The sequence below is a fragment of the Rhizobium nepotum 39/7 genome, assembly GCF_000949865.1.
Classification (GTDB): Bacteria; Pseudomonadota; Alphaproteobacteria; order Rhizobiales; family Rhizobiaceae; genus Agrobacterium; species Agrobacterium nepotum.
The window spans coordinates 343281-367582 of record NZ_JWJH01000012.1 but is presented as its reverse complement, the minus strand read 5'-3'; the positions used below and the strand labels follow the sequence as shown (position 1 = coordinate 367582).

The window sequence follows — 24302 nt, the reverse complement described above, 5'->3', positions numbered from 1 at the left end:
TCCCGGCGTTCATGCGGCCACCCGTGCACGGGTGGAGGCGGCGATCGCGGAGCTTGGTTATGTGCGCGATATCGCGGCCGCCAATCTTGCCAAGGGTCGCAATTATTCGCTGGTCTTCATCCTTCCCGGCAACGACAATTCCTTCATGGCAACGCTCAGGGCCGAGGTGAGGGCCGCCGCCGCCCGCGCCCATCTGGAGCGCACGGCGATCCGCATCATCGAGGTGCCGCCCTTCAATGCCGCAGCGCTGACGGAGGCGCTGGAAGTCGCGCGGCGGGAAAGGCCGTCCGGCGTCGCTTTCGTCGCCATCGATTCGCAGGATGTGGCTGAAGCCGCCGACCGGCTGGCGGAAGACGGCACTGCCACCGTCACGCTGGTTTCCGATCTCTCCGGTTCGCGGCGCGATCATTATGCCGGTGTCGACAATGTTGCGGCCGGACGCACGGCGGCAAGCCTCATGGGCCGCTTCCTGACGGCGCGCGGCGGTGATATCGCCGTCGTCGCGGGCTCGATGCTGGTGCGCGACCACCGCGAACGCCTCGACGGCTTCCGTACCGTCATCGAAAGCGAGTTTCCGGATTTGCAGCTGTTGCCGGTCCTCGAGGGCAGGGACGATCCCGTCACCGTCGAGGCGCTGGTCGCCAAGGCGCTGGGCAACCGCGCGCTTTCCGGCATCTACAGTCTCGGTGCCGGCAATCGCGGCCTCATAAGGGCGCTCCGAGCCTCATCCGCCGAAAGGCCGATTTCCGTCATCGCCCATGAACTGACCGAAAACACCGCCAATGCGCTGCGGGAAGGCGTGCTCGATGCCGTGCTCAATCAGGATGCAGGCCACGAGGTGCGCAGCGCCATCCGCGTGCTGAAAGCGCGGGCCGATGGTCTCGCCGTCATCGCCGCGCAGGAGCGTATCCGTATCGACATATTCCTCAGGGACAATCTGCCCTGAGGCAAGCCTGCTGAAAGTGGCGCATGGAGCGCCGGAATGGAGAATTACATGTATCTCGGTCTCGATCTTGGAACATCCGGCGTCAAAGCCCTGCTGATGGACGGCGACCAGAAGATCGTCGGCTCGGCCAACGGCTCGCTGGACGTCTCGCGCCCGCATCACGGCTGGTCGGAGCAGGACCCGGCCGACTGGATTGCCGCCACGCAAACCGCGATCGCCGGGCTCAGGCAGAAGTTTCCCAAGGAATTGGCCGCTGTGAGGGGCATCGGCCTTTCCGGTCAGATGCATGGCGCGACGCTGATCGACGCCTCCGGCAAGGTGTTGCGCCCATGCATTCTGTGGAACGATACGCGCTCTTATGCGGAAGCTGCGGCGCTGGATGCCGATCCCCGTTTCCGCAAGCTTACCGGCAACATCGTGTTCCCCGGCTTCACCGCGCCGAAACTCGCCTGGGTGGCCAAGAACGAACCTGATATATTCGCCAAGGTTGCCAAGGTGCTGCTGCCGAAGGATTATCTGCGGCTGTGGCTGACCGGCGAATATATCTCTGAAATGTCGGATTCCGCCGGCACCTCCTGGCTCGATACCGGTGCGCGCAAATGGTCGGCCGAGCTTCTGGCCGCGACAGGGCTTGATGAAAAACACATGCCGTCGCTGGTGGAAGGTACCGACGAGGCGGGTGTGCTGCGTTCCGAACTCGCCTCCGAATGGGGCATTGCGGGCAGGGCGGTGGTGGCCGGCGGCGCAGGCGACAATGCCGCTTCCGCCTGCGGCATGGGCACGGTGAAGGAAGGCCACGCCTTCGTGTCGCTTGGCACGTCAGGCGTGCTGTTTGCCGCCAACGCCTCCTATCTGCCGAAGCCGGAAAGCGCCGTGCACGCCTTCTGCCACGCGCTTCCCAACACATGGCACCAGATGGGCGTGATCCTCTCCGCCACCGATGCGCTCAACTGGTATTCCCGCCTGACCGGCAAGTCCGCCGCCGAACTGACGGGCGAACTGGGCGACGAACTGCTGGCGCCGAGCGGCGTGACTTTCGCACCCTATCTTTCGGGCGAGCGCACCCCGCATAATGATGCTGCCATTCGTGGCTCCTTCATCGGCCTTTCGCATGAAAGCGACCGCAAGGCGCTGACGCAGGCCGTGCTGGAAGGCGTGACTTTCGCCATTCGTGACAATCTCGAAGCGCTGAAATCGGCCGGTACCGCCATTTCCCGCGTCACCGCCATTGGCGGCGGCTCGCGCTCGGTCTATTGGCTGGCCTCGATTGCGACCTCACTCGGCGTGCCGGTGGATATTCCGGCAGAGGGCGATTTCGGCGCGGCTTTCGGCGCCGCCCGCCTCGGCCTCATCGCTGCAACAGGTGCGGATCCGATCTCGGTCTGCACGCAGCCGGAGACGGCGCGCACCATCGAGCCGGAGGCAGCGCTGGCGGGTGTCTATGAGGAGGCTTATCGGCGTTACCACGCGCTGTATCCGGCGATCAGGGGGCTTTCGCATTGAGAATTTGCGTTCGCCACTTACCCCCCTCTGCCCTGCCGGGCATCTCCCCCTCAAGGGGGGAGATCGACTCGTGGCGGCGTCGCACCCTCATTTAAGGCTGCGAATGAAGCGATGGGCGCATCTTGCTGATCTCCCCCCTTGTGGGGGAGATGTCCGGCAGGACAGAGGGGGGTAAGCGGCGTGCGCGACCTTGAAAATCTTGAACACAATCCAACCCACCAAGGAGGACCACCCATGAGTACAGGTTTTTTCGGCGATATCGCCAAAATCAAATATGAAGGCCCTGATAGCACCAACCCGCTCGCCTTCCGCCATTATAACCCCGACGAGATCGTTGCCGGAAAGCGCATGGAGGAACACCTCCGTTTTGCCGTGGCTTATTGGCATACCTTCACCTGGCCGGGCGGCGATCCCTTCGGCGGGCAGACCTTCCAGCGTCCGTGGTTTGAAGACAGCATGCAGGCCGCCAAGCTGAAGGCTGATGTGGCTTTCGAATTCTTCTCGCTGCTCGGTTCGCCGTTCTATTGCTTCCATGACGCGGATGTGCGCCCGGAAGGCCGGAATTTCGCCGAAAATACGAAGAACCTCAACGAGATCGTCGATTATTTTGCGCAGAAGCAGGATGAGACCGGCGTGAAGCTTCTGTGGGGAACGGCAAACCTGTTCTCCAACCGCCGCTTCATGTCGGGTGCTGCGACCAACCCGGACCCGGATGTCTTCGCGTTCTCCGCCGCCACGGTCAAAACCTGCATGGACGCCACCAAGAAGCTGGGCGGCGCCAACTATGTTCTGTGGGGTGGTCGTGAAGGCTACGAAACGCTGCTCAACACCGATCTTTCGCGCGAGCTGGACCAGCTTGGCCGCTTCCTCAACCTGGTGGTGGAATACAAATACAAGATCGGTTTCGAAGGCACGATCCTGATCGAGCCGAAGCCGCAGGAGCCGACCAAGCACCAGTACGATTACGATGTCGCGACCGTTTACGCCTTCCTGCAGAAGAACGGCCTGGAAAAGGAAGTGAAGGTCAATATCGAACAGGGCCACGCCATTCTCGCCGGCCACTCCTTCGAGCATGAGCTGGCCATGGCCAATGCCTTCGGCATTTTCGGCTCCATCGACATGAACCGCAACGATTACCAGTCCGGTTGGGATACCGACCAGTTCCCCAACAACGTGCCGGAAATGGCGCTTGCCTATTACCACGTTCTGGCCGGTGGCGGCTTCACCAATGGCGGCACCAACTTCGACTCCAAGCTGCGTCGCCAGTCGCTCGATCCGCAGGATCTGCTGATCGGTCATATCGGCGGCATGGATTGCTGCGCCCGTGGCCTGAAGGCGGCGGCGAAGATGATCGACGACGGCGCGCTGTCGAAGCCGCTCAAGGAGCGCTACGCCAAGTGGGATTCCCCCGAGGCCCAGAAGATGCTGCGTGGCGAGCTGAAGCTCGACGAAATCACAGCACTGGTCGAGCGCGAAGATATCAATCCGGAGCCGAAGTCCGGCCGTCAGGAATATCTCGAAAACGTGGTCAATCGTTACGTTTGACGTGATCGCGGGGGGCGGGGCGTTTTAACGGCGCCCTCGCCCCCTCATCGCCTCGCTCCGCTCCGGCACTTCTCCCCGGCGGGGAAAAGAACAAGCGGGGAGTTCTTCGCCCAAAGAGATATCTCGGATAAGGATGCTGCGGGCACGGCATATTTCTTCTCCCCGTCTCGGGGAGAAGGTGGCCCGCAGGGCCGATGAGGGAGCCTGCTCTCCATCTGCTCCCAAAGGCGAGGACAATTCCGCGTCGCCCCTCCTTCCTTTCCAGTCACTTACCCGGAAACATCTGCCCGCATATCCCCGCCTACCCATTCCGCTGCATCATCTGTCCTGCAACCGGAACGGAAGGGCGATACGCGCGGCGCTTTTCGCGGACCGGTTGCCGGCATCGACAAGCATGGTTCTGGCAGATCATGTTTCGGAAAGGCGTCCCGCAATGCCAGCAGCGGGAAGGACCGATCCGATAGGTACCGTGAAAAGGCTGTCACCGATGGACCGGCATTCCGGTCTGAAAAATGCAGCCCGGCAAATGCAGAACTTTCCACCACACTCCACTCCCATCCGCATCTGCCGGGCCGTCGTTTCACCCGCCGCCGCGAAACCGCTGCGGCGACTTTTGCGTGCCTAAAGCGCTTTGGATATCTTAACCGCGTTGCTGAAACGTTGCAGATTTTGCACGCCGCAGCTGTACCTGATTGCCGACTTGGTCTAAACCGCTGTGCATCTTCTGACGTTCGATAGATGACGAAAGGGCCCATCCGATGACCGATCACAAAGCGCTTGCAGCCCGGTTCCCCGGCGATTTCCTGTTCGGCGTCGCGACCGCCTCCTTTCAGATCGAGGGTGCCACCAAGGTGGATGGCCGCAAGCCGTCCATCTGGGATGCCTTCTGCAACATGCCCGGCCATGTCTTCGGGCGCCACAATGGCGACGTTGCCTGCGACCACTATAATCGCTGGGAGGATGATCTCGATCTCATCAAGGAGATGGGTGTCGAGGCTTATCGGTTCTCCATCGCCTGGCCACGCATCATTCCCGATGGCTTCGGGCCGATCAACGAAAAGGGGCTGGATTTTTACGATCGCCTCGTCGACGGCTGCAAGGCGCGCGGCATCAAGACCTATGCGACGCTTTACCATTGGGACTTGCCGCTGACGCTGATGGGTGACGGCGGCTGGGCCTCGCGCTCCACCGCGCATGCCTTCCAGCGTTACGCCAAGACCGTCATGGCGCGGTTGGGCGACCGGCTGGACGCGGTGGCGACCTTCAACGAGCCCTGGTGCGCGGTCTGGCTCAGCCATCTCTACGGTATTCACGCGCCGGGCGAACGCAACATGGAAGCAGCCCTTGCGGCCATGCACCACATCAATCTCGCCCATGGTTTCGGTGTCGAGGCGTCCCGCCATGTTGCGCCGAAAGTGCCGGTCGGGTTGGTGCTGAACGCCCATTCCGTCATCCCGGCCTCGGACAGCGAGGCCGATCTGAAAGCCACCGAACGGGCGTTTCAGTTCCACAACGGCGCGTTTTTCGATCCGGTCTTCAAGGGCGAATATCCGGCCGAAATGATGGAAGCGCTGGGTTCACGCATGCCGTTCGTCGAGGCGGAAGACCTTTCCATCATCAGCCAGAAGCTCGACTGGTGGGGTCTGAATTATTACACGCCGATGCGTGTGGCAGACGATCCGACGCCGGGCGCGGAATTCCCGGCGACCGTAGCGGCTCCGGCCGTCAGCGATGTGAAGACGGATATCGGCTGGGAAGTTTATGCCCCGGCGCTGCACTCGCTGGTGGAGGACCTCTACAAGCGCTATGAACTGCCGGATTGCTACATCACCGAAAACGGCGCCTGCTACAATATGGGCGTCGAGAACGGCGTGGTGGATGACCAGCCGCGTCTCGACTATTACGCCGAACATCTCGGCATCGTCGCCGATCTTGTGAAGGACGGATACCCGATGCGCGGTTATTTCGCCTGGAGCCTGATGGATAATTTCGAGTGGGCCGAAGGTTATCGAATGCGCTTCGGCCTCGTACATGTGGACTACGAAACGCAGGTTCGTACGTTGAAGAACAGCGGCAAATGGTACAGCGCGCTGGCGTCGGGCTTTCCCAAGGACAATCATGGGTCCCCAAAACCGTAAACGAGCGAAATCGGCGGTGAGATCGCTGTAAAAGCATTCAACCTCTCCTCCGTCATCCTCGCCCTTGAGGCGAGGATCCATAAGCGTTGAAATTATGGATCCTCGGGTCAAGCCCGAGGATGACACCGGGTGTGACAAAAATTCTGCCGCATTATTATCAGTTTTCCTGACTTTTTTGCCAGTTACCCTGCGGTGCCTGCTTGCGCCCGCCATCCCGTCTCCTATGTCAGACAGGCTACGAAGGCGTAGCGCCTGCTGCCGCCTCATCCGGCGGCGCGGGCTGGTCCTCCCAGGGAAAACGAACATGCTTATCGAAAAACTCAACTGGCGTTACGCCACCAAGAAAATGGATCCGTCGAAGTCGGTGTCGGAAGACAAGGTCGAGCGCATCGTTGAGGCAGCGCGACTTGCGCCCACCTCCAGCGGGTTGCAGCCTTTCGAGGTGATCGTGGTTACCGATCCGGAAGTGCGGGCGAAAATCCGCGAGATCGCGTGGAACCAGGCGCAGGTCACCGAAGCTTCGCATCTTCTGGTGTTTGCGGCGTGGGATAATTACACGGAAGAGCGGATCAACCATATGTTCGATCTGGTCAATGAAGAGCGCGGTTCCTCGAACGAGGGCTGGGAAGCCTATCGTCAGAAGCTTCTCTCCTCCTATCCGCAGCGTGATGCGGAAGTGAATTTCGAACACGCCGCCCGTCAGGCCTATATCGGCTTCGGCATGGCGGTGGCGCAGGCCGCCTTCGAAGGTGTGGATTCCACCCCGATGGAAGGTTTCGATCCGGCAAAGCTGGATGAAATCCTTGGTCTTCGCGAAAAGGGCCTGCGTTCTGTCACCCTCCTGCCGCTCGGATACCGCGAGCCGGAAGGCGACTGGCTGGTGAACCTGAAGAAGGTCCGCCGCCCGCTTGAAGAATTCGTCAGCCGCGTCTGATTTTCACACGGTTGCGAAAACTTGACTGCCGCAGGGCCGCCCCGACGGCTTTGCGGTAGATTTTTTCTCTGATTTCATATAATTGAAAAATCATCCCTGTTAAAAGATGGCGCCTGCGGGCAAGTATGCGCCATCGAATTGCCGATCCCCGGCATTTCTGAGTGAAAGCCTGACGAAATGACCCGGAAAATCAGCTGTCATCGAATGTGCCAAGCGGCTGCATGAAGAGAGCGGTTCAGCACCGCAACAGGATTTTTTGAGACCCGATCCGTCACGTTTTCCCAGAGTTTTCAATGAGTTTTCAATCCAACGCGGCATCGCCCGCGACCCGGCCACAGATGGCCCCAGAACGGACGCCCCCCGAGCGGTCGGCCAATGATCCGATGGTCACGTTTGAAGGCGTGACCAAGACCTTTGGCGGCGCTGATGGCAAGCCGGGTTTCGCAGCCCTTGCCGGCATCGATTATGTCGTGCCGAAGGGCTCCATCACCGGCATCATCGGCCGCTCAGGTGCGGGCAAATCCACGCTTATCCGCCTCGCCAACGGCCTTGAAAAACCCTCTTCCGGCCGTGTGGTCGTCGATGGCGTCGATGTCGCGGCCCTTGATGAGAAAAGCCTCAGGACCCTTCGCCGTTCCATCGGCATGATCTTCCAGCATTTCAATCTCCTGTCGTCGCGCACCGCTTTCGACAATGTGGCGTTGCCGCTTGAAATCGCCGGTCTCGGTAAAAAAGAGATCGAGGCGAGGGTAACGCCGCTGCTCGAACTGGTCGGCCTTTCCGACAAGACGAAGCGTTATCCGGCGGAACTGTCGGGTGGGCAGAAGCAGCGTGTCGGCATTGCCCGCGCACTTGCCACGCAACCCAAGCTGCTCCTGTCCGACGAGGCGACCTCAGCACTCGATCCGGAGACGACCCAGTCCATCCTCGAGCTTTTGAAGCGCATCAACGCCGAACTTGGGCTGACCGTGCTGCTCATCACCCACGAGATGGAGGTGGTGAAGACCATTGCCTCCCAGGTCGCCGTCATCGACAGGGGCCTGATCGTCGAGGAGGGTCGCACCTTCGATATTTTCACCTCGCCGAAACACGAGACGACCCGCAGCCTGCTGTCATCCTCGGTCGGCGTGAAACTGCCGCACTGGGTTACATCAGGCCTGAAGCCTGAAGCTGTGGACGGTGACCGCGTTCTCGTGCGGCTGGTGTTTTTCGGCGAGACGGCCTTCCAGCCGCTGACCGCCCGGCTCGTCGCCGAAATCGGACCTGATGTGAACATCCTTGCTGGCACCATCGAGGAAATCTCCGGCGAACCCTTCGGCTCGCTCGTGGTCTCCTATCCGGCCTCGCCGGAGATAACCGCGCGCGCCGGCCGCTTTTATACCGAAACCGGTCTTCACACGGAGGTGCTCGGTTATGTCGCCTGATATGCTTTTCAACCTTCTGTCGAAGGGCCTTCTGCAAACGCTGCACATGGTCGCGGTCGCCGGCATCGTCGGCTCGATCATCGGTGTGCCGATGGGCGTTTTCCTCGCCACCAGCGGCAAGGGCGAACTGTTTCCCGCGCCGATGACGAACCGCATCCTCGGCCTCGTCGTCAATGCGGCGCGCTCCACACCCTTCATCATTCTGGTGGTGGCGATCATTCCCTTCACGCGGCTGGTGGCCGGCACCTCGATCGGCACCAGCGCGGCCATCGTGCCGCTGACGGTTGCCACCGTGCCTTTCATCGCTCGGCTGGTGGAAGCGGCGGTCCGCGAGGTCGACAAGGGCTTGATCGAAGCCGCCCGCGCCATGGGCGCGACGCCGATGCAGATCGTCACCAAGGTCCTGCTGGCGGAGGCGAAGCCCGGCATCACGCTTGCGCTGACCCTGACGCTTGTCAGCCTCATCGGTTATTCGGCCATGGTCGGCGCTGTCGGCGGCGGCGGGCTGGGCGATCTCGGCATCCGCTACGGTTACCAGCGCTTCATGCCTGACGTGATGCTGGTCGTGGTTCTGGTGCTGATCGTGCTGGTACAATTGGTGCAGAGCGCCGGCGACAGACTGGCCCGCAGCTTCGACAAGCGGACCCGCAAGAACTGACATTCGCATTCTACGCAATAAAAAAACATACAACCCAAGGAGAGACCCATGAAAAAAATCATCCTCGCGGCATCGCTCGCCGCTCTCTTGACCGCAGGTCAGGCGCTTGCCGAAACCATCAAGGTCGGCGTAACGCCCGCTGAGCACGCGCAGATCATGGAACAGGTCAAGAAGATCGCGGCCACCAAGGGTCTGGACATCGATATCATCGAATTCTCCGATTACGTCGTGCCGAACCAGGCGCTGGCAGACGGTGAACTTCAGGCCAACTCGTTCCAGCACCAGCCTTATCTCGACAACCAGATCACCGACCGCAAGTTCGATCTCGTCAGCGTCGGCACCACCATCACCACGCCGATGGGCGTTTATTCGAAGAAGGTGAAGAGCCTCGACGAGCTGAAGGACGGCGCGACGGTCGGCATTCCGAACGACCCGACCAATGGCGGCCGTGCGCTTCTCGTTCTCGCTTCCAAGGGTGTGCTCAAGGTCAAGGAAGAAGCCGGTCTGAAGGTAACGCCTGCCGATATCACCGAAAACCCGAAGAACATCCAGATCGTCGAGCTTGACGCTGCCCAGCTGCCGCGCTCGCTGGATGACACCGACGCTTCGGTCATCAACACCAACTACGCCACGGCAGCAGGCCTGAACCCCAAGAAGGACTCCATCGCCATCGAAAGCGAAAAGTCTCCTTATGCGAACGTCATCGCTGTTCGTGCGCAGGACAAGGACAAGCCCTGGGTAAAGACGCTGGTTGAATCCTACCAGAGCCCGGAAGTGAAGGCCTTCATTCTGGAGAAGTTCAACGGCACGGTCATTCCGTCCTGGTAATCCGGCCGTCCTAACAATCTGGCCGTCCCGGTAATCCAGCCAGTCACGACAAAAATTGCAGCCTCTCCCGTTCGCGGGGGAGGTTTTTTGTTTACTGGGGCAGCCGTAAATCGGCGCAGCATGAAAAACCCCCGTCATTTCATGGAAGGATTTTTCGCGGTTTTGCTCCGACTGTCGTTTTATACCCGTTCTTTTTTGGGTGCGCATCACAGCCGGACTTAACGGCTTTTGAATGTTTCCTTTGCAAGATAGTGCTTTCGAAGGGGATTTTATGCGGATTGCGCCGCGAAATATTGGGGAATATTTGCCGGTCGGGCGCAGAACCGCCGTCGGCGTCGTATTGTCCACCTTCGCGCTGGTGCTTCTCATCGTCACCGCGCTGGTTTTGTCCGCCCTCAGCCAGGTCAGGGAAAAGGCGAATTCTCTCGACAATGCCCGCTCGCGCGAGACGACGGCCGGCGCCCTTGTCACGTTCCGCGAACAGCTGGGCGCGACGCTGAACGACTACGCCGCCTGGGACGATGCCGCCGACTATGTCTACGCCCCCGACAGGTTCGACTGGGTGGCCAGCAATTATGGCGACATGACGGTCAACAGCGATCTTTTCGATACCGCCGTCGTCCTTGACGAGGGCGGCAAGGTCCAGATGGCCTACCAGAACGGCAAGCCGGTCGCCTGGAAGCCCGACGCCTATTTCGGGGCTGGTCTCAGGGAAATGGTCGAACGGGTACGCTCCATGCGTCCCGGCGTCAGCTCCCAGGTCACGGGCTTCGTCGAAACCCGCGATGGCGTCGCTGCCGCAGGCGTGGCGCTGGTGCGGCTCAAATCCGGCGCCTTGCCAGAGGTCGGCGCGGAGCGGCGCTATCTGATTTTCGCCCGCCATCTCAGGCAGGCGACGGTGGACAAGCTTGCCCGCAACTATGTCGTCGAAGGGCTGGAACTGCAATATGGCGACGGGCCGGCGCCCAACCATGTGGATATCGTCAATCCGCTCGGCAATGTGCTGGCGCGCCTCGTCTGGCGCTCGCATCTGCCGGGAGACGTCAGTTTTCACGAGGCGCGACCGGTCGTCTTCACCGCGCTCGGCATTGCCGGCACGTTTTTTCTGGTGCTTCTCATCATTGGCTCGGCCACGCTCGACCGGCTGAAGGCCGACGAGGCGGCGGCACGGGAAGACGCACTGCGCGACCGTCTGAGCGGCCTCAGCAACCGTGCCGGCCTGTTCTCCAGACTGGACCGCATGGTCGGCAAGGCCCGGCATGACAAATCCGATATCAAGCTGCTTTATCTCGATCTAGACGGTTTCAAGGAAATCAACGATTCCTACGGCCACGCCGCCGGCGACCGGCTGATCAAGGGCGTGGCGGCGGCGCTGCGCGTGCTGGTGCCGGAAGGTGCAGTGCTCGCACGGCTCGGCGGCGACGAGTTCGCCATCGCCATTCAGGGCAATGACGTCTGGTCGGAAGGCCGTAAGCTCTGTCAGGCGCTGCTCGAACTTTTCACCGAGCCTTTCAGCATCGGTGAGCGGGTGGCGAGCATCGGTTGCAGCATCGGCACCTCGGTTTCGCGCTCCGGCGATATCACCGGCGAGGAACTGCTGCGCCGCGCCGATATGGCCATGTATCAGGCCAAGGAAAACGGTCGCGGGCGTTTCGTCTCCTACGAGCTGAAAATGGATGCGCTGCGCGAGGAAAAACTGCAGCTCGAGGCTGATCTGCGATATGCCATTTTGAATGACGAGATATCGGTGGTCTACCAGCCGGTCGTCAGCGCCGCCACGCGCTGCATCACCGGGGTGGAGGCGCTTGCCCGCTGGCAAAGGCCGGGATACGGCTTTGTGCCGCCGGACATCTTCATCGCTGCTGCCGAGACCAGCGGCCTTATCGACCGGCTCGGTCTTCTGGTTCTGCGCAAAGCCTGCGAGACGGCGGGACAATGGCCATCGATCAAGCTTTCGGTGAATATTTCACCCGTTCAGTTCCGCAATCCGGCCTTTTCCGGTCATATCACGGATATTCTTGCCGCCACGCAGACACCGACCGCAAGGCTGCGGCTGGAAATGACAGAGGGTTATTTCATCCAGCATCCGGAGCGGGCAAGTGCGGCGATCGACAAGCTGAAACAGCTTGGCCTGCATATCGCGCTCGACGATTTCGGCGCCGGTTTCGCAAGTGTGGGATATCTGCGCCGCTTCGGTTTCGACCGTATGAAGATCGACCGGTCACTGGTCATGGCGCTCGAAAAGGGCGGGCGGTCGCTGGAAATGCTGCAGGCGACCGTGGCGCTGGCGAAATCGCTCGATATTCCCGTCACGGCGGAAGGCGTCGAGACGGAAGAGCAGGCGGCCATCCTGCATCTGTGCGGGTGCGACGAGTTGCAGGGTTACCTGTTCTCAAAACCGGTCGCCGCCGAAGAGATTACCGCCATGCTGGAGGAGCAGACGGCGCCGCTGTTTGCGCTCCGGGCGGGAGAGTAAGGGTGACGGTGTATTGCCGGCGGTTACGGCCAGTTTCTTCTCCCCGCCGGGGAGAAGGTGGCCCGAAGGGCCGGATGAGGGGGCAACGTTAGTGATTGACCGCACCCTTTCCCCCTCATCCCGCTGCCGCGACCTTCTCCCCCTCGGGGAGAAGAAATACGCGGCACCTGCTCAATCGAAATGCGACGACTGCATGGCTCTGGCCGAACGACATCACCGCCCCAGATGCCGCTCGCCGCGCTTCTTTGCCAGTTCGATCTGCTGCTGCCGGTCGCGGAACCGCTGACGGTCTTCTTCCGTCCGGTCTTCGTAACAGCTCGGGCAGGAAACGCCTTCCTCGAACAGCGGCGATTGCCGCACCTCGGGTGTGATGGGATTGCGGCAGGCGTGGCAGAGCTGGTGGTCGCCTTCGGCAAGACCATGGACCACCGAGACGCGCTCGTCGAACACGAAACAGGCGCCCTCCCACAGGCTCTCTTCTTCCGGCACTTCCTCCAGATATTTGAGAATGCCGCCCTTGAGGTGGTAGACCTCGTCGAAGCCCTGTTCCTTCATGAAGGCGGTGGCCTTCTCGCAGCGGATGCCGCCGGTGCAATACATGGCGATCTTCGGCTTGTTATGCAGGCCGGGATTGTTTTTCACCCAGTCGGGAAACTCGCGGAAGGTCTTGGTCTTCGGATCGACCGCGCCCTTGAAGAGGCCGATGGCGGTCTCATAATCGTTGCGCGTGTCGATGACGATGGTATCGGGATCGGAGATCAGCCCGTTCCAGTCACGCGGCTCGACATAGGTGCCGACGATGCGGTTCGGATCGATATCCGGCACGCCCATGGTGACGATCTCTTTCTTGAGCTTCACCTTCATGCGCACGAAAGGCATGGCCGATGCACGGCTTTCCTTGTGCTCCAGCGTGGCGAATTCCGGCTGTGCGCGCAGGAAGGCGAGCACGGTGCGCGTTCCCGCATCCGGTCCGGCAATTGTGCCGTTGATGCCCTCAGCCGCCAGAAGCAGCGTGCCTTTGACGCCATTTTCCTGGCAGAGCTGAAACAGCGGCTCGCGCAGGCTTTCGAACCGCGGCAGGCGGGCGAAATGATAAAGCGCGGCCACCAGAAAATCGCCAGTGGCGTCGGGCGCTATTTCCGGGCGGGGGAGAATGGTGGTGTCGGTCATGGGCGCTGAAATACAGCGGCGGCGGCCGCAAATCAATATTTATCCGCTGCTGCCGATATTTTGAAAATCGTCAAGTATCAAGCAGGGTGGTGGCGAAACGCGAGGGCGGACCGTGCCCGAAATCCCGCCTTAGTGAGACGGTAAAACATTTCTTCAGTCATCCTCTGGCTTGTCCCGAGGATCCACAACCCGGTGCACCATGGATCCTTGGGGCAAGCCCAAGGATGACGGAGTATGTGGCTTTGCCGCCGCCGATAACTCTGGTCACGCCTTGCTTTCCAGCCTATTTCGCCGCCTGTCGCCACAAAAGGCCGATGATGCGGCTTTCGGTGCCGGCGGATTCGGAGAAGGCTTTGCTCGCCAGTTCAAGGCTTTCCGCGCGTAGCGCCTGCTGCCTCTCCATGATCGTCTCGAGAAGCAGGGCCAGCCGCTCACCATTGCCGAAACGTTCCGGTTCCCGCCCGGCGAAGGCGGCAAGGACCGAAAGGTCATGCTCATGACCGAGGATGTCGACCAGCCGCTTGGTGTCGGCCCGCTTGGCGCGCATGGCGGAGGGCCAGAGACGGTGCAGAAGGCGGAGATACATCCAGTAGACCTGCCCGGCCTTGCGCAATTCGTGGAAATGTTCGGCATCGGCGTGGTCACGGCAGTCGGCCAGCGCCTTGCGCGCCCTCTTCCTCTGCCTGGCCCAACCCGTCTTCAACAGTCTCGTTGTGCGTTTCGGGCCGTCGGGAAGCGACACGGCCTTCAGTCTCTCGCGCCCTTCTTCGCAGCCGGCAATGGCGGCCGTTATGGCGTCGTCAAGATCCTCCCCCTGTTCGATGGCGTGGTCGCGGCGCTTGCGCAGGATTGTCGTGATCGCCCGCAGCGCCTTGCCCTGGGTATTGGAGCGCGCGAAAGTCTCGAGATATTCTGCCGTCTCCACCAGCGCCGTCGCTTCCCGCGCAAAGGCGAGCGAGCGGGCTATATCGCGAAAACGGGTGTTTTCTTGGTCGCGGAAATCGGGCGCCGCCTTGGCGATGAGGCGGTAGAGCGCGCGCAGCCGCTTGAACCGCTTGCGCGCATCGTGCACCGCCTCATAGCTTCCAGAGGGCCGGACGCGAAGGGTTGCTATCGTATCCTCGATCAGTTCCAGCCCGGCGCGGCGGATTTCACTGTCGAAGGGTTTTCTCGGATCTATCCTGAAAGACATTCGGCAAGTCTCCGTACGGACTGTCCATGGCGAGCGCCTGGTTGGAAAAGCGGCGGTCGCCGGTTACCTCCTTGCCGAGCCACGATGGCAGATCGGGATCGGCATTCTCGTCATCCATCTCCACCTCGGCCACGACAAGCCCTTGATAGATGCCTTCAAAAACATCTACTTCCCAGGTGAAACCGCGGTGATCGACGGTGTGGCGCGTCTTCTCGATCACCACGCCCGGCGCGCTCGCCATCAGCTCCTCGGCATCTGCCAGGGGGATGGAATATTCATATTCATCGCGGACAAGCGCGCTTGCGCCGATCTTGATGGTCAGTGTCGCGTCACGCCGGTTGACGATCCTGACCCTGACAGAGCGATTTTCCAGGGAGGCGACATATGCCTGCCGGAAAGCCATGCTATGCGTCACCTCGTTACGCCATTCATCGCCTGCAACAAGAAACTTCCGTTCAATTTCCTTGGCCATGCTGACTCCGCAAACTGGTGCGCCAGATTATCGCAAGAGGAGGTTATGAAGAAGCGAATTGATTGAAGTATCTGGATAAAAATGGCCTTGTCACGCCTCGACATCAAAGCCGGGGCAGGCTAATCGGTAAACGGGATTTCAATCGTTTCAATCGCGCAAGGAGGCTCTCTTGGCCCAGGATTCCGAAAAACTGCTCTCCATTCTCAAACTTCAGCCGGTCGTGCCGGTGCTGATCGTGGATGATGCCGCTTCCGCCGTGCCGCTCGCGCGCGCTCTGGTCGCAGGCGGTCTGAAAGCGATCGAGATCACCATGCGTACGCCGGCGGCCCTTGATGCCATTCGCGCGGTTGCGGCGGAAGTGGAAGGCGCATATGTCGGCGCGGGCACCATTCTCAATGCCAGGGATTTCGAGGCGGCCGCCGAGGCGGGTTCCACCTTCATCGTCAGCCCCGGCATCAACAAAAGCGTGCTTGAGGCCGCGCGTGGCTCCAAAGTGCCGCTACTTCCGGGTGCTGCCACCGCAAGCGAAGTCATGGCGCTGCGCGACGAGGGCTACAAGGTGCTGAAGTTCTTCCCCGCCGAGCAGGCCGGCGGCGCTCCTTACCTCAAGGCGCTGTCCTCGCCGCTTGCCGGCACCATGTTCTGCCCGACCGGCAGCGTCTCGCTGAAGAACGCCAACGACTATCTGTCCCTGCCGAACGTCGTCTGCGTTGGCGGCTCGTGGGTTGCCCCGCGCGAACTGGTGGCGACGGCTGACTGGGCCGGCATCACCAAGCTTGCGGCGGAAGCCGCAGCACTGCGCGGCTGATCCCGTTTCTTCAAACCCGTTCACGAAGGCGTGAGCGGGTTTGTCATTCATATTCGTGCCATGGCTTCCTATGTTCCCCTGTAGACTTGACCTTTTACAGGAGAATTTGATGTTCGACGCCAAGAAGCTTCTTGAACAATTCCTCGGCTCACAGGTGCCGGGCCTTTCGGGAAGCGTCCGTGACAGAGCCGGGCAGGCCGCCGATATCGCCAGGAACAATCCTATGAAGGCTGGCGCTCTCGCCGCCGCCATTCTGGGCACGAAGACCGGCCGCAAGCTTGCCGGCAATGTCGCCACCATCGGCGGCGTCGCGGCTATCGCCGGTCTCGGTTATCTCGCCTACAAGAATTACAAATCCGGCCAGGCGCCGGAAGTCGCGCCGAAACCCGAGCCGGAACTGCTTGCGCCACCGGCCGATTCCGCCTTTCACCCGCAATCTCCCGCTCTTTCCAACGATTTCGCGCTGAAACTCATCCAGGCGATGATCGCCGCCGCCAAGGCCGACGGCCATATCGACGAGAAGGAGCGCGCCAATATCATGGAAAAGGTGCAGATTTCCGGTCTCGACACGGAAGCCGAGCGGTTCCTCGAAAAGGAACTGGCCGATCCGCTGGATATCGACGCTCTGGTGGCCGCTGCCGGCACCGAGGAGCAGAAGGTGGAAATCTACACCGCCTCGCGTCTCGCCATCGAGGCGGATACGCGGGCTGAGCGCGGTTATCTCGACCTGCTCGCCGGGCGGCTTGGGCTGCCGGATGCGCTGGTCGATCATATCGAGGCGACGGTGGTGGCTGCGAAGGTTTGAGGGTAGTGCGTGGGGCTTGAGCATGAGGGTTTGAACGTTTAAGCGTTTAAGCGTTTAAGCGTTTAAGCGTTTAAGCGTTTAAGCGTGTGGCTCACCCCCCTCTGCCCTGCCGGGCATCTCCCCCACAAGGAGGGAGATCGATACGCGGCGGCCTACCGGCCATCTTCAACGTTGCGAGTGGGCGAGCGTTGCCTTCTGGCCGATCTCCCTCCTTGTGGGGGAGATGCCCGGCAGGGCAGAGGGGGGTGAGCCACACCCACCAAGGCCATAAGTCCCGCCCACACCCGCCACCGCATATGACTGTTGTCATCCCGTCCAGCTTGGCCTAATCCTTCTCCCAGACAATGGGGAAGAGAATGCGCGATCTGAGTGATTTTAAGGGATGTCCGGCACCGCAGCCGGTGACGCTGGAGGGCCGTTACGTGACGGCGGAACCGTTTGATCGCGACAGGCATCTTGCAAAGCTCTGGACCGCGCTTGGCGGCGAGGGGACGAATGCGCTTCTCAAATATTTCCCGCAAAGCGCTTTTCCCGATGCCGACGCCTTCGGCGACTGGCTTGTCAGTGCCGGGCAGCTCAGCTGGGTGACGCTGGTGTTCGTGGAAAACGCCACCGGCGATGTCGTCGGCATGGCCAGTTACATGCGGCCCGATCCCGCCAATGGCGTGGTCGAGGTCGGTGCCGTCGCCCATGGCGCGAAGATGAAGCGCTCGCCTTTGTCCACCGAGGCGCATTATCTGATGGCGAAACATGTTTTTGAGGATCTGGGCTACCGTCGTTATGAGTGGAAATGCCACAATGAAAACGAGCCCTCCAGGATCACCGCGAAACGTTACGGTTTTACCTTCGAGGGTGTCTTCCGCCAGCACATGATCTCCAAGGGCAAGAACCGCGATACGGCGTGGTTTTCGATGATTGACGGCGAATGGCCCTTGATCGGCAAGGCGTTCGAAATCTGGCTTTCACCTGATAATTTCGACGCGGATGGCGCGCAGAAGCGCAAGCTTGAGGATATCCGTGCGGAGCTTGCCCATGACCATGCCTGACAATAAGCCGACGTCTGAGAAGAAAGACCGGTCGCCCCTTTTTGCGGCCGCCGCCATCATCATCGGCTTCGGGCTGGTGTTTTACGTGATGCCGAAAATCATGCTGTGGCTGGGGGAGTATTCGCCCTGGCTTGCGGCAACCTTCGGCGCGGTGGCGGTGCTGTGCTTTTTCCTGCTGTTCTGGCTGCGCGCCCGCTACCAGCGCCGCCGAGATGCACATAAAAGTCAGAACTGAAGCGACGCACCAAGCAGCATCAGGCCCATCAGGAGCACGAATAGCGCCCCGGCGATCTCGATCGCGTGGCTGATGCCCGCTGCCCTGCGGCTGCCGGGGCCGGCGAAACGCACGGCGAGCCCCTTGGCCGACACAGCCATGATGGCAAGCAGCGACACCGTGATCGCGGTGCCCAGCGACATGGCGATCACCGAAAGCACGCCGCCGAGGAAAAGTCCGTTCAAAAGCGCAAAGCTCATGACGATGATGGCGCCCGAGCACGGCCTGAGGCCAACGGCGATGATGGCCGACCATGCTTCGTGCAGGCTGAAGTTCTTGCCCTTCAACAGCAGCGGATCGGGCGCATGCGATTTTCCGCAGGCCGTGCAAAGGTCGCCGGTGCCGTTATGGTCGTGGTCGGTAAAAACCGGTTTGCCCTGAAACCTGAGGCCGGTGCCCATGCCCGTGGTTCTGACGGCTGTCGCTTCGCCCGCTGTTGCGAAGACGGCAACCGGCACGCGCCTGATGCTCAGCGACCAGAGCTTGCGCGCCAGAAGCCATGCGCCGAACAGCGCCACCATGGCGAAACTGGCAATCTCCATCGCCTGTGTGGCCTTCGTCATGGTGATCGATGTGCCGCGCAGCACGAGCCAGGCCGCGACGACGAGGCCGATGGCCATTGCGCCCTGAATGAGCGCGGAAATGAAGGAAATGAGAATGCCGCGTTTCAGCTGCGTTTCATTGGCGATCATATAGGAGGAGATGACCGCCTTGCCGTGGCCGGGGCCGGCGGCATGGAAAACGCCGTAAGCAAAGGAAAGACCGACCAGCGATGCCATCGCCCAGTTGTCTTCACGCATGGCCTTCAATGCGCCGGTCAACGCCCGGTAGAACATCTGCTGATGCACATTGATCCATTGCATCAGCGGCGCGAACGGCCCACCAAGCGCGAAGGACGGCTCGGCCGAGCCGATGCCAAGCGGCGATTGTGCGTGAGCGGCGCCCGCCACAGCCAGCAGGCAGATTGCGGCGAGGGTGAGATGTTCGGCCAGACGGCGGGGGCGGTTCAGCATGTCATCTCCAGCCGGGTGGCGAAGAGTTTCGTCATGTCGGTGCCGGTCGGATCGTTGAAGAAGGCGTCGGTGAGCGACGTCTGGTTTTGCGAGATCACTTCGTCCGGGTCCGGGCGCACGACATGGTGCTTGCAGGCGGCGAGATCCTTGCCCACGGTCGCCAGATCGCCATCCTTGGCAAAATCGATCGCCGTATACATGGTCGGATCCCACGCGCCGAAGCTGAGTTTGCCCTTGATGGAAAGCGGCGTGGTCGGCTTGACGGAAAAGAACATCAGGATCTGCTTGTCCTTGTAGTCCACATGGATGGCGTCCGGTTTGCCGAATTCCACCGCTTTGCTGTTGGCGGTGATGAAGGTGTAGTAGGAATATTCGGCAAGCGAATCCAGCACGGTATTGCCGATATCGGCCAGCTCGGTCTTGTCCAGCTTCAGATCGCCATTCTTGTCGTAATCCATCACCACACTTGCCGAGAACATCTCGTCGAACCGCCAGATGTTGCGCACTTCCTGAATGGTGCCGTTCGGCCCCTCGACGATTTCCATGCGCGCTTCGGCGAAAATATGCGGATGTGCTGCGGCGGCAACGGGTATGGAGGTCAGGCCAGCCGCAAGGAGCAATAATCGTCTGTTCATTATCCGGTCTGTCCTGCCTTCGAATCTCGAAACCCGACTCTAGCAGAAATTGGGACCGAATTTCGACCTGATGGCCGTTGCGGCAATATGCTTTGCGCTAGGCCGGGTGTTCCAGCCGTATGTCTCAGAAGGTGCCGCTGAAACGGGAGGTGACGCTGGAGCCGCTATAGGCGAGGTCGGTATCGCGCTCTCCGTGCAGAAGGCGGTTGAATTCCACCTCCAGCTTGCTGCTCTTGCCGATATCGAAGGACAGGGTGGCCACCAGCCTGCGCTCGCTGGTGTCGTAGTTATAATAAATCCAGTCCTTGTGGACGCGCTGCAGCGCAAGGTTCAGCCCGACCTTGTCGGCGAGCTTGCTTTTCACCACGAACTGCCAGCGGCGGTGAAACTCGGCAATGGGGTCATCAGGGTCGAAAAGCGCATAATCCTGCGAATAGCCCGCACCGAAGGCGATGCGATCGGTGGCCTTCACCTCCGCCTCGGCCCTGAGATAGGGCCGGGTGCGCTTCACCTTGTCGCTGATCTCGTCACCGGAAATCGCTGTCAGGCCCGCCTCGGCCAGAACCGCGAAACGTTCGGAGAACCTGTAACCATAGGCAAGCGAACCGCGTAGTGTGTTGGCTTCAAAACGCTCGTATTTCACCTGCTGGCTTTCCGGCACGACGAGGCGGTCATAGGCGAGTGTCAGTCCGGCCTCGCCGCCGGCCAGCGGCCGCACATGTTCGGCCTTCAACGACAGAAGCGCTTCATTGGCTTCCAGGCGGGTGGGCACGAAATAGGCCGGACGGAAACGCGCCTTGCCCTTCATCAGGCTGGCAAAGCCCGCCGTCAGCGTGTTCTTGCCGCCGAAAGCGACGATACCAAGCTGGGTTGATGCCTCCAGCTTGTGATCCAGCCGCCGGTAGCCGATGTCTTCTTCGGGGAAATGCAGGAATATATCGCCGGCGTCGCTGCGTGTGCCACGCAGCTCCATTGCCCATTCCAGCCGCTCCGACAGGCGTGTGGTCAGCCCCAGACTGGCAATGGTGTTGTGTTCATTGGCGAAACGGTAACGGGGGAGGCGGACCTCCTCGTGATCGAGCGAATAACGCAGTTCCGTGCCTTCCAGCACGATCTTTCCGTTCAGCCCGAGGCCTGCGCGCAGCGAAATCGCCCGCAGCCGGTTGGTATCGCCGAAATAATTGGTGTCGTAACCGATGCCGGTCTTGTAGGTGATATTGTGCTCGTCGGCCTTGTCACCCGCCCGCGCAACCGAGGCGCAGGCAAGCCCAAGAACAAGCGCGATGTATCCCCCCAGCCGCATTTGCATCTCCGGTCGCTAATTAAGCAATATCTTATGGTTGTATGGTTAATAAAGTCTCCGTGGCACGTTGCTGTCGTGGGTATAAGTCATGGAGAGTACTGGCTGTAATTTGCTGAAGTGTGGCTGTCTCTGTTATGTAAAATTTTATTAAAACCTCCAGTATTAGTGTTAATAGTTTATTTTAATATTAGACTTTGCTTGAATTAGAATCCTCTAAATATACAGTTCGACTACGCCATGGGGCGTGATCAAACATAAGAGGAGAGAGAAATGATTGCCAAGTTTGCTTGCATAGCCGCTGTTCTTACTATCGCTTCCGTTGGTCAGGCCAATGCCGGCGGTCTGCTGGGAGGCATCCTGTCTGGAAACAGCAACAAGGGCGGCGCGCTCGTCGTCGTGTCGCCGAGCATCGATCTGGGTGTCAGCGGTATCCTGTCCAATAACGGGATTCTGAACGGCAACAAGACCGGTATCCTGAACGGCCTTCTGAACGGCAACAAGACGTCCGTCGATGTCATCGACAACAAGAATGACGGCGGCAAGAAGCGCCGCCACTAATCGTCCGGATCGAAAATCGACAGGGATTTTCGGCGAAAACGATGCGCGCAGGACATAAGCCGGGAGCAGTCCGCGAGTTGCGTGTGTATGACGCACGGTCTCCGGCAAGAACAAACGGCGCATCGCATGCCTGAAAGGGGGCCATTTGGCCCCCTTTTTTTGCCTGCGTTCCCCGGAAATGAAATCGCGGGCGGGCTTGAACAGCATGCTGTTTTGGTGTGAAGGTGGGCTTCACGGTCCCGTCTTCTCTCCCAGCCGCCAGTCGATCCCCATGCTGCATAAACACGCTTCGCCGGGCGCATTTGATCGCCAGGCCTATATGATTGCCGTGCTGGTCTTCATTGCCGGCGGTACGAATGCGGCTGTGGTGCCGTTTATCGGTTTTTATATCATTCAGGTGCTCGGCCATCCGCCGGCGACGCTTGGTCTCTACAGCGTGACCGCGATGGTGGCCTCTATCGTTGCCAGCCGTCTGTATGGCGAGCGTGTCGATGCCGGTGTGCGGGTGCGGCCGTTGCTGTTGCTCTCCGTGCTTGGTGCTTTTGTCGCGGCGGCGGCTGCAACCTTCGGGCATCTGGCGCTGCTGGTGGCGGTAACGGCAACCGGCATGGGACTTTCCAACGCCGCCAGCACCCTCATCTTCAGTTACGGGCGCTATCACGGCCGGGTGAAGGCGCTCGATACGGCTGCTTATAACGCCTTCCTGCGGACCATGGTGTCGCTGGCATGGATGCTGCTTCCGGCCGCCGCCTATCTGATCGTCGATCTTGCCGGCGCGAAGGCGGTGTTCCTGAATGCCATGCTGATGGCAGCCATCTGGGGCGGGCTCGCCCTTGCCATCGTGCCGCGCGGCCAGACATGTCCGATGGAGCGGCGGGAAGAGGGCGACACCGATACGCGGCGCAACCTGCCGCTGCTGATGGCGGCGGCGGCCAGCTTCTGCATGTCTTTCGCCCACGCTTTGTGCGCCTCGGCCCTGCCGGTGTTTCTGGTGCGCGAGGTCGGCCTGCCTGATTATGTGCCGGGCCTGTCGCTCAGCGTCAAATGCGGCATGGAGGTTCTGCTGATCCTGCTTGCGCCGAGGATAATGCGCCGGGTCAGCGCCCGTATCCTTCTTTGCGTTTCGGCGGTGATGGCGATTGTCGCCTTCAATGTCATAGCCTCGGTCCAGACCCTTCCGGCCATGCTGGTCGGTGCGGCGCTGGAAGGTGCCTATTACGGACTTTGCGCCGCTACATGCCTGACCTTCGTGCAGGGTTTTGCGCGCGGCCGTACGGCGCGGGCAACCGCGCTCTACATGAATTCCATCTTTCTTGCCGGGCTGTTTGCGGTGCCACTGATGGGGTTCGTGTCGCAATATGCGAGTTTTGGCACGTCGATCCGGCTGGCTTCGGTCGGCGCGGGTGCCGCACTGCTGCTGCTGTTTCTGACGCGGCGTCAGGTGAGCGAGTAGGGAACGCAAAAGCGCCGGGGTTTTCTGGTGCGGACACCCACTGCCCTCATTCCTGTGACAAGCACAGGAATGAGGGCAGTGGGGATCGGCCAGCGCATTGTGCGCGCCGTTGCTGCCCTTACGCCGAAATGTCGATGATGCCGCAGTCGCCGGCCTCGGAGGCGAAGGCGAGCAGCTTGCCGGTGGTGCTCCAGTCCATGCCCGTGATGGCGCCCTTGCCGGGGCGGCGGAGCAGGGCTTCCTTGCCGTCCGCTAGGCGCACGCCAAGGATCATGCCGTCGATGAAGCCGATGGCCAGCACGTCTTCCACCGGGTGGAACGCGACGTTGGTGACCATGATGTTGGCGCGGCTGCCGAGTTCTTCGGGCGCCTTGCCCATCGGGCCGTCCTTGCCGGCGAACGGCCAGACGATGGCGGCGGGCGCGCCGGAAGAGGCGAGCCACTTGCCCTTCGGAGACCAGGAGATGGATTTGACCTTGGCGGGATAACCCGTCATGCGCATGTGGCGGGCTTCCATGCCGCCTTTGGTCGCCTCCATCTTCCAGCCGTGCAGGGCGTTTTCCTGCATGGTGGTGACGAGGAACTTACCATCAGGCGAGAAGATGACGCCGGTATGCGCGCCTTTCCATTCCAGATCGACCGGATCGCCCGCACTCGCCACCCAATGCAGCGTCACGCCGTTATAACGCGCGACAGCAATACGCAGGCCCTTGGGCGCGAAGGCGATAGCCTCCACCGTGCGCTCCTCTTTGAATTCCTTGACCGTGCCATCGGACAGACGCACGAAGCTGGACTTGCCGACGCCATAGGCGACCGCCTTCTGCGGCCCGCCGGCAACGACGCCGACCCATTTTCGCGGCACGTTGGCCAACTCGCTGATGCTGCCGTCATGGCCGATGCGCAGAACGCGCCCGTCCTCGCCGCCGGAGAGCAGGGTGGCGCTGTAGGGGTCGCGGATGCAGGTCAGAAGCCCGTCATGCGCCTGCGTCACCTTCTCGCCGCCATCCAGCCGGTGAATGGTGCCGGCGGCGGTGGCAAACAGCGGAATGTCGCCGAGAAAATGGGTCGAGACCACGTGGCCTTCGATATCAAGCGGGGCAACAGTCGGCATGGGGCATCGG

General features: G+C 60.9%; 22 protein-coding genes. 15 read left to right on the top strand and 7 right to left on the bottom strand.

Going from position 1 to position 24302, the window contains the following annotated elements:
• From RS75_RS14845 to RS75_RS14805, 9 genes are all read left to right on the top strand, one after another.
• The coding region (locus RS75_RS14845; RefSeq protein ID WP_045021805.1) for a LacI family DNA-binding transcriptional regulator at positions 1-946 on the top strand (946 nt) is incomplete at its 5' end.
• Positions 947-994: 48 nt separating this feature from the next.
• Positions 995-2449 carry a xylulokinase gene (xylB, locus tag RS75_RS14840; RefSeq protein WP_045021724.1) on the top strand — a complete coding sequence of 485 codons (1455 nt, stop codon included), beginning with the start codon at positions 995-997 and terminating at the stop codon, positions 2447-2449.
• 234 nt (positions 2450-2683) lie between these two features.
• Positions 2684-3994 (top strand): xylose isomerase, encoded by a 1311-nt coding sequence (gene xylA / locus RS75_RS14835; protein ID WP_045021722.1) that lies wholly within the window; start codon positions 2684-2686, stop codon positions 3992-3994.
• Between the two features lie 758 nt (positions 3995-4752).
• Positions 4753-6132 carry a GH1 family beta-glucosidase gene (locus RS75_RS14830; RefSeq protein WP_045021720.1) on the top strand — a complete coding sequence of 460 codons (1380 nt, stop codon included), beginning with the start codon at positions 4753-4755 and terminating at the stop codon, positions 6130-6132.
• Positions 6133-6436: 304 nt separating this feature from the next.
• Positions 6437-7066, top strand: coding sequence for an NAD(P)H-dependent oxidoreductase (locus RS75_RS14825; protein ID WP_045021717.1), 630 nt, complete (start codon positions 6437-6439; stop codon positions 7064-7066).
• Between the two features lie 338 nt (positions 7067-7404).
• Positions 7405-8490, top strand: coding sequence for a methionine ABC transporter ATP-binding protein (locus RS75_RS14820; protein WP_200893642.1), 1086 nt, complete (start codon positions 7405-7407; stop codon positions 8488-8490).
• On the top strand, positions 8480-9148 hold the full coding sequence (locus RS75_RS14815; RefSeq protein ID WP_045021712.1) for a methionine ABC transporter permease: 669 nt from the start codon (positions 8480-8482) through the stop codon (positions 9146-9148). The genes RS75_RS14820 and RS75_RS14815 overlap by 11 nt, the downstream gene beginning before the upstream one ends.
• A 48-nt stretch (positions 9149-9196) precedes the next feature.
• Positions 9197-9976, top strand: coding sequence for a MetQ/NlpA family ABC transporter substrate-binding protein (locus tag RS75_RS14810; RefSeq protein ID WP_045021709.1), 780 nt, complete (start codon positions 9197-9199; stop codon positions 9974-9976).
• A gap of 232 nt (positions 9977-10208) precedes the next feature.
• Positions 10209-12452 carry a putative bifunctional diguanylate cyclase/phosphodiesterase gene (locus RS75_RS14805; RefSeq protein ID WP_045021706.1) on the top strand — a complete coding sequence of 748 codons (2244 nt, stop codon included), beginning with the start codon at positions 10209-10211 and terminating at the stop codon, positions 12450-12452.
• 213 nt (positions 12453-12665) lie between these two features.
• Here RS75_RS14805 and trhO read toward each other — a convergent pair whose 3' ends face one another.
• The 3 genes from trhO to RS75_RS14790 all read right to left on the bottom strand — a co-directional run bounded on the left by trhO (position 12666) and on the right by RS75_RS14790 (position 15286).
• A complete protein-coding gene (trhO, locus tag RS75_RS14800; RefSeq protein ID WP_045021704.1) occupies positions 12666-13622 on the bottom strand; it encodes an oxygen-dependent tRNA uridine(34) hydroxylase TrhO in 957 nt (318 codons plus the stop codon).
• Between the two features lie 283 nt (positions 13623-13905).
• Positions 13906-14814 carry a CHAD domain-containing protein gene (locus RS75_RS14795; protein ID WP_045021703.1) on the bottom strand — a complete coding sequence of 303 codons (909 nt, stop codon included), beginning with the start codon at positions 14812-14814 and terminating at the stop codon, positions 13906-13908.
• Positions 14774-15286 (bottom strand): CYTH domain-containing protein, encoded by a 513-nt coding sequence (locus tag RS75_RS14790; RefSeq protein ID WP_045021804.1) that lies wholly within the window; start codon positions 15284-15286, stop codon positions 14774-14776. The genes RS75_RS14795 and RS75_RS14790 overlap by 41 nt, the downstream gene beginning before the upstream one ends.
• Before the next feature lie 169 nt (positions 15287-15455).
• Between RS75_RS14790 and RS75_RS14785 the strand changes: the two genes are divergently transcribed.
• The 4 genes from RS75_RS14785 to RS75_RS14770 all read left to right on the top strand — a co-directional run bounded on the left by RS75_RS14785 (position 15456) and on the right by RS75_RS14770 (position 18180).
• On the top strand, positions 15456-16094 hold the full coding sequence (locus tag RS75_RS14785; RefSeq protein ID WP_045021701.1) for a 2-dehydro-3-deoxy-phosphogluconate aldolase: 639 nt from the start codon (positions 15456-15458) through the stop codon (positions 16092-16094).
• Positions 16095-16203: 109 nt separating this feature from the next.
• A complete protein-coding gene (locus RS75_RS14780; protein WP_045021699.1) occupies positions 16204-16899 on the top strand; it encodes a tellurite resistance TerB family protein in 696 nt (231 codons plus the stop codon).
• 356 nt (positions 16900-17255) lie between these two features.
• Positions 17256-17945: a GNAT family N-acetyltransferase gene (locus RS75_RS14775; protein ID WP_045021696.1), complete on the top strand. Its 690-nt coding sequence runs from the start codon at positions 17256-17258 to the stop codon at positions 17943-17945.
• Entirely contained in the window at positions 17938-18180 is a 243-nt protein-coding gene (locus tag RS75_RS14770) for a hypothetical protein (protein ID WP_407691546.1), read from the top strand. Before RS75_RS14775 ends, RS75_RS14770 begins: the two co-directional genes overlap by 8 nt.
• Here the strand turns inward: RS75_RS14770 and RS75_RS14765 are convergent.
• From RS75_RS14765 to RS75_RS14755, 3 genes are all read right to left on the bottom strand, one after another.
• Positions 18171-19232 (bottom strand): nickel/cobalt transporter, encoded by a 1062-nt coding sequence (locus RS75_RS14765; RefSeq protein ID WP_045021692.1) that lies wholly within the window; start codon positions 19230-19232, stop codon positions 18171-18173. The two genes, RS75_RS14770 and RS75_RS14765, sit on opposite strands and share 10 nt — an antisense overlap.
• The gene (locus RS75_RS14760; RefSeq protein WP_045021690.1) at positions 19226-19867 is read right to left on the bottom strand and encodes a DUF1007 family protein; all 642 of its coding nucleotides are present in this window, start codon (positions 19865-19867) and stop codon (positions 19226-19228) included. The genes RS75_RS14765 and RS75_RS14760 overlap by 7 nt, the downstream gene beginning before the upstream one ends.
• A 124-nt stretch (positions 19868-19991) precedes the next feature.
• Positions 19992-21170, bottom strand: a complete 1179-nt coding sequence (locus RS75_RS14755) for a hypothetical protein (protein ID WP_045021688.1) — start codon at positions 21168-21170, stop codon at positions 19992-19994.
• Positions 21171-21440: 270 nt separating this feature from the next.
• On the opposite strand from RS75_RS14755, the gene RS75_RS14750 reads away from it, so the two are divergent.
• Together RS75_RS14750 and RS75_RS14745 are read left to right on the top strand one after the other, a co-directional pair.
• A complete protein-coding gene (locus tag RS75_RS14750; RefSeq protein WP_045021686.1) occupies positions 21441-21728 on the top strand; it encodes a hypothetical protein in 288 nt (95 codons plus the stop codon).
• A 271-nt stretch (positions 21729-21999) separates the two neighbouring features.
• Positions 22000-23181, top strand: a complete 1182-nt coding sequence (locus tag RS75_RS14745; protein ID WP_045021803.1) for an MFS transporter — start codon at positions 22000-22002, stop codon at positions 23179-23181.
• Positions 23182-23299: 118 nt separating this feature from the next.
• Here RS75_RS14745 and RS75_RS14740 read toward each other — a convergent pair whose 3' ends face one another.
• Entirely contained in the window at positions 23300-24292 is a 993-nt protein-coding gene (locus RS75_RS14740; protein ID WP_045021684.1) for a WD40 repeat domain-containing protein, read from the bottom strand.
• Between the last annotated feature and the right edge of the window lie 10 nt (positions 24293-24302).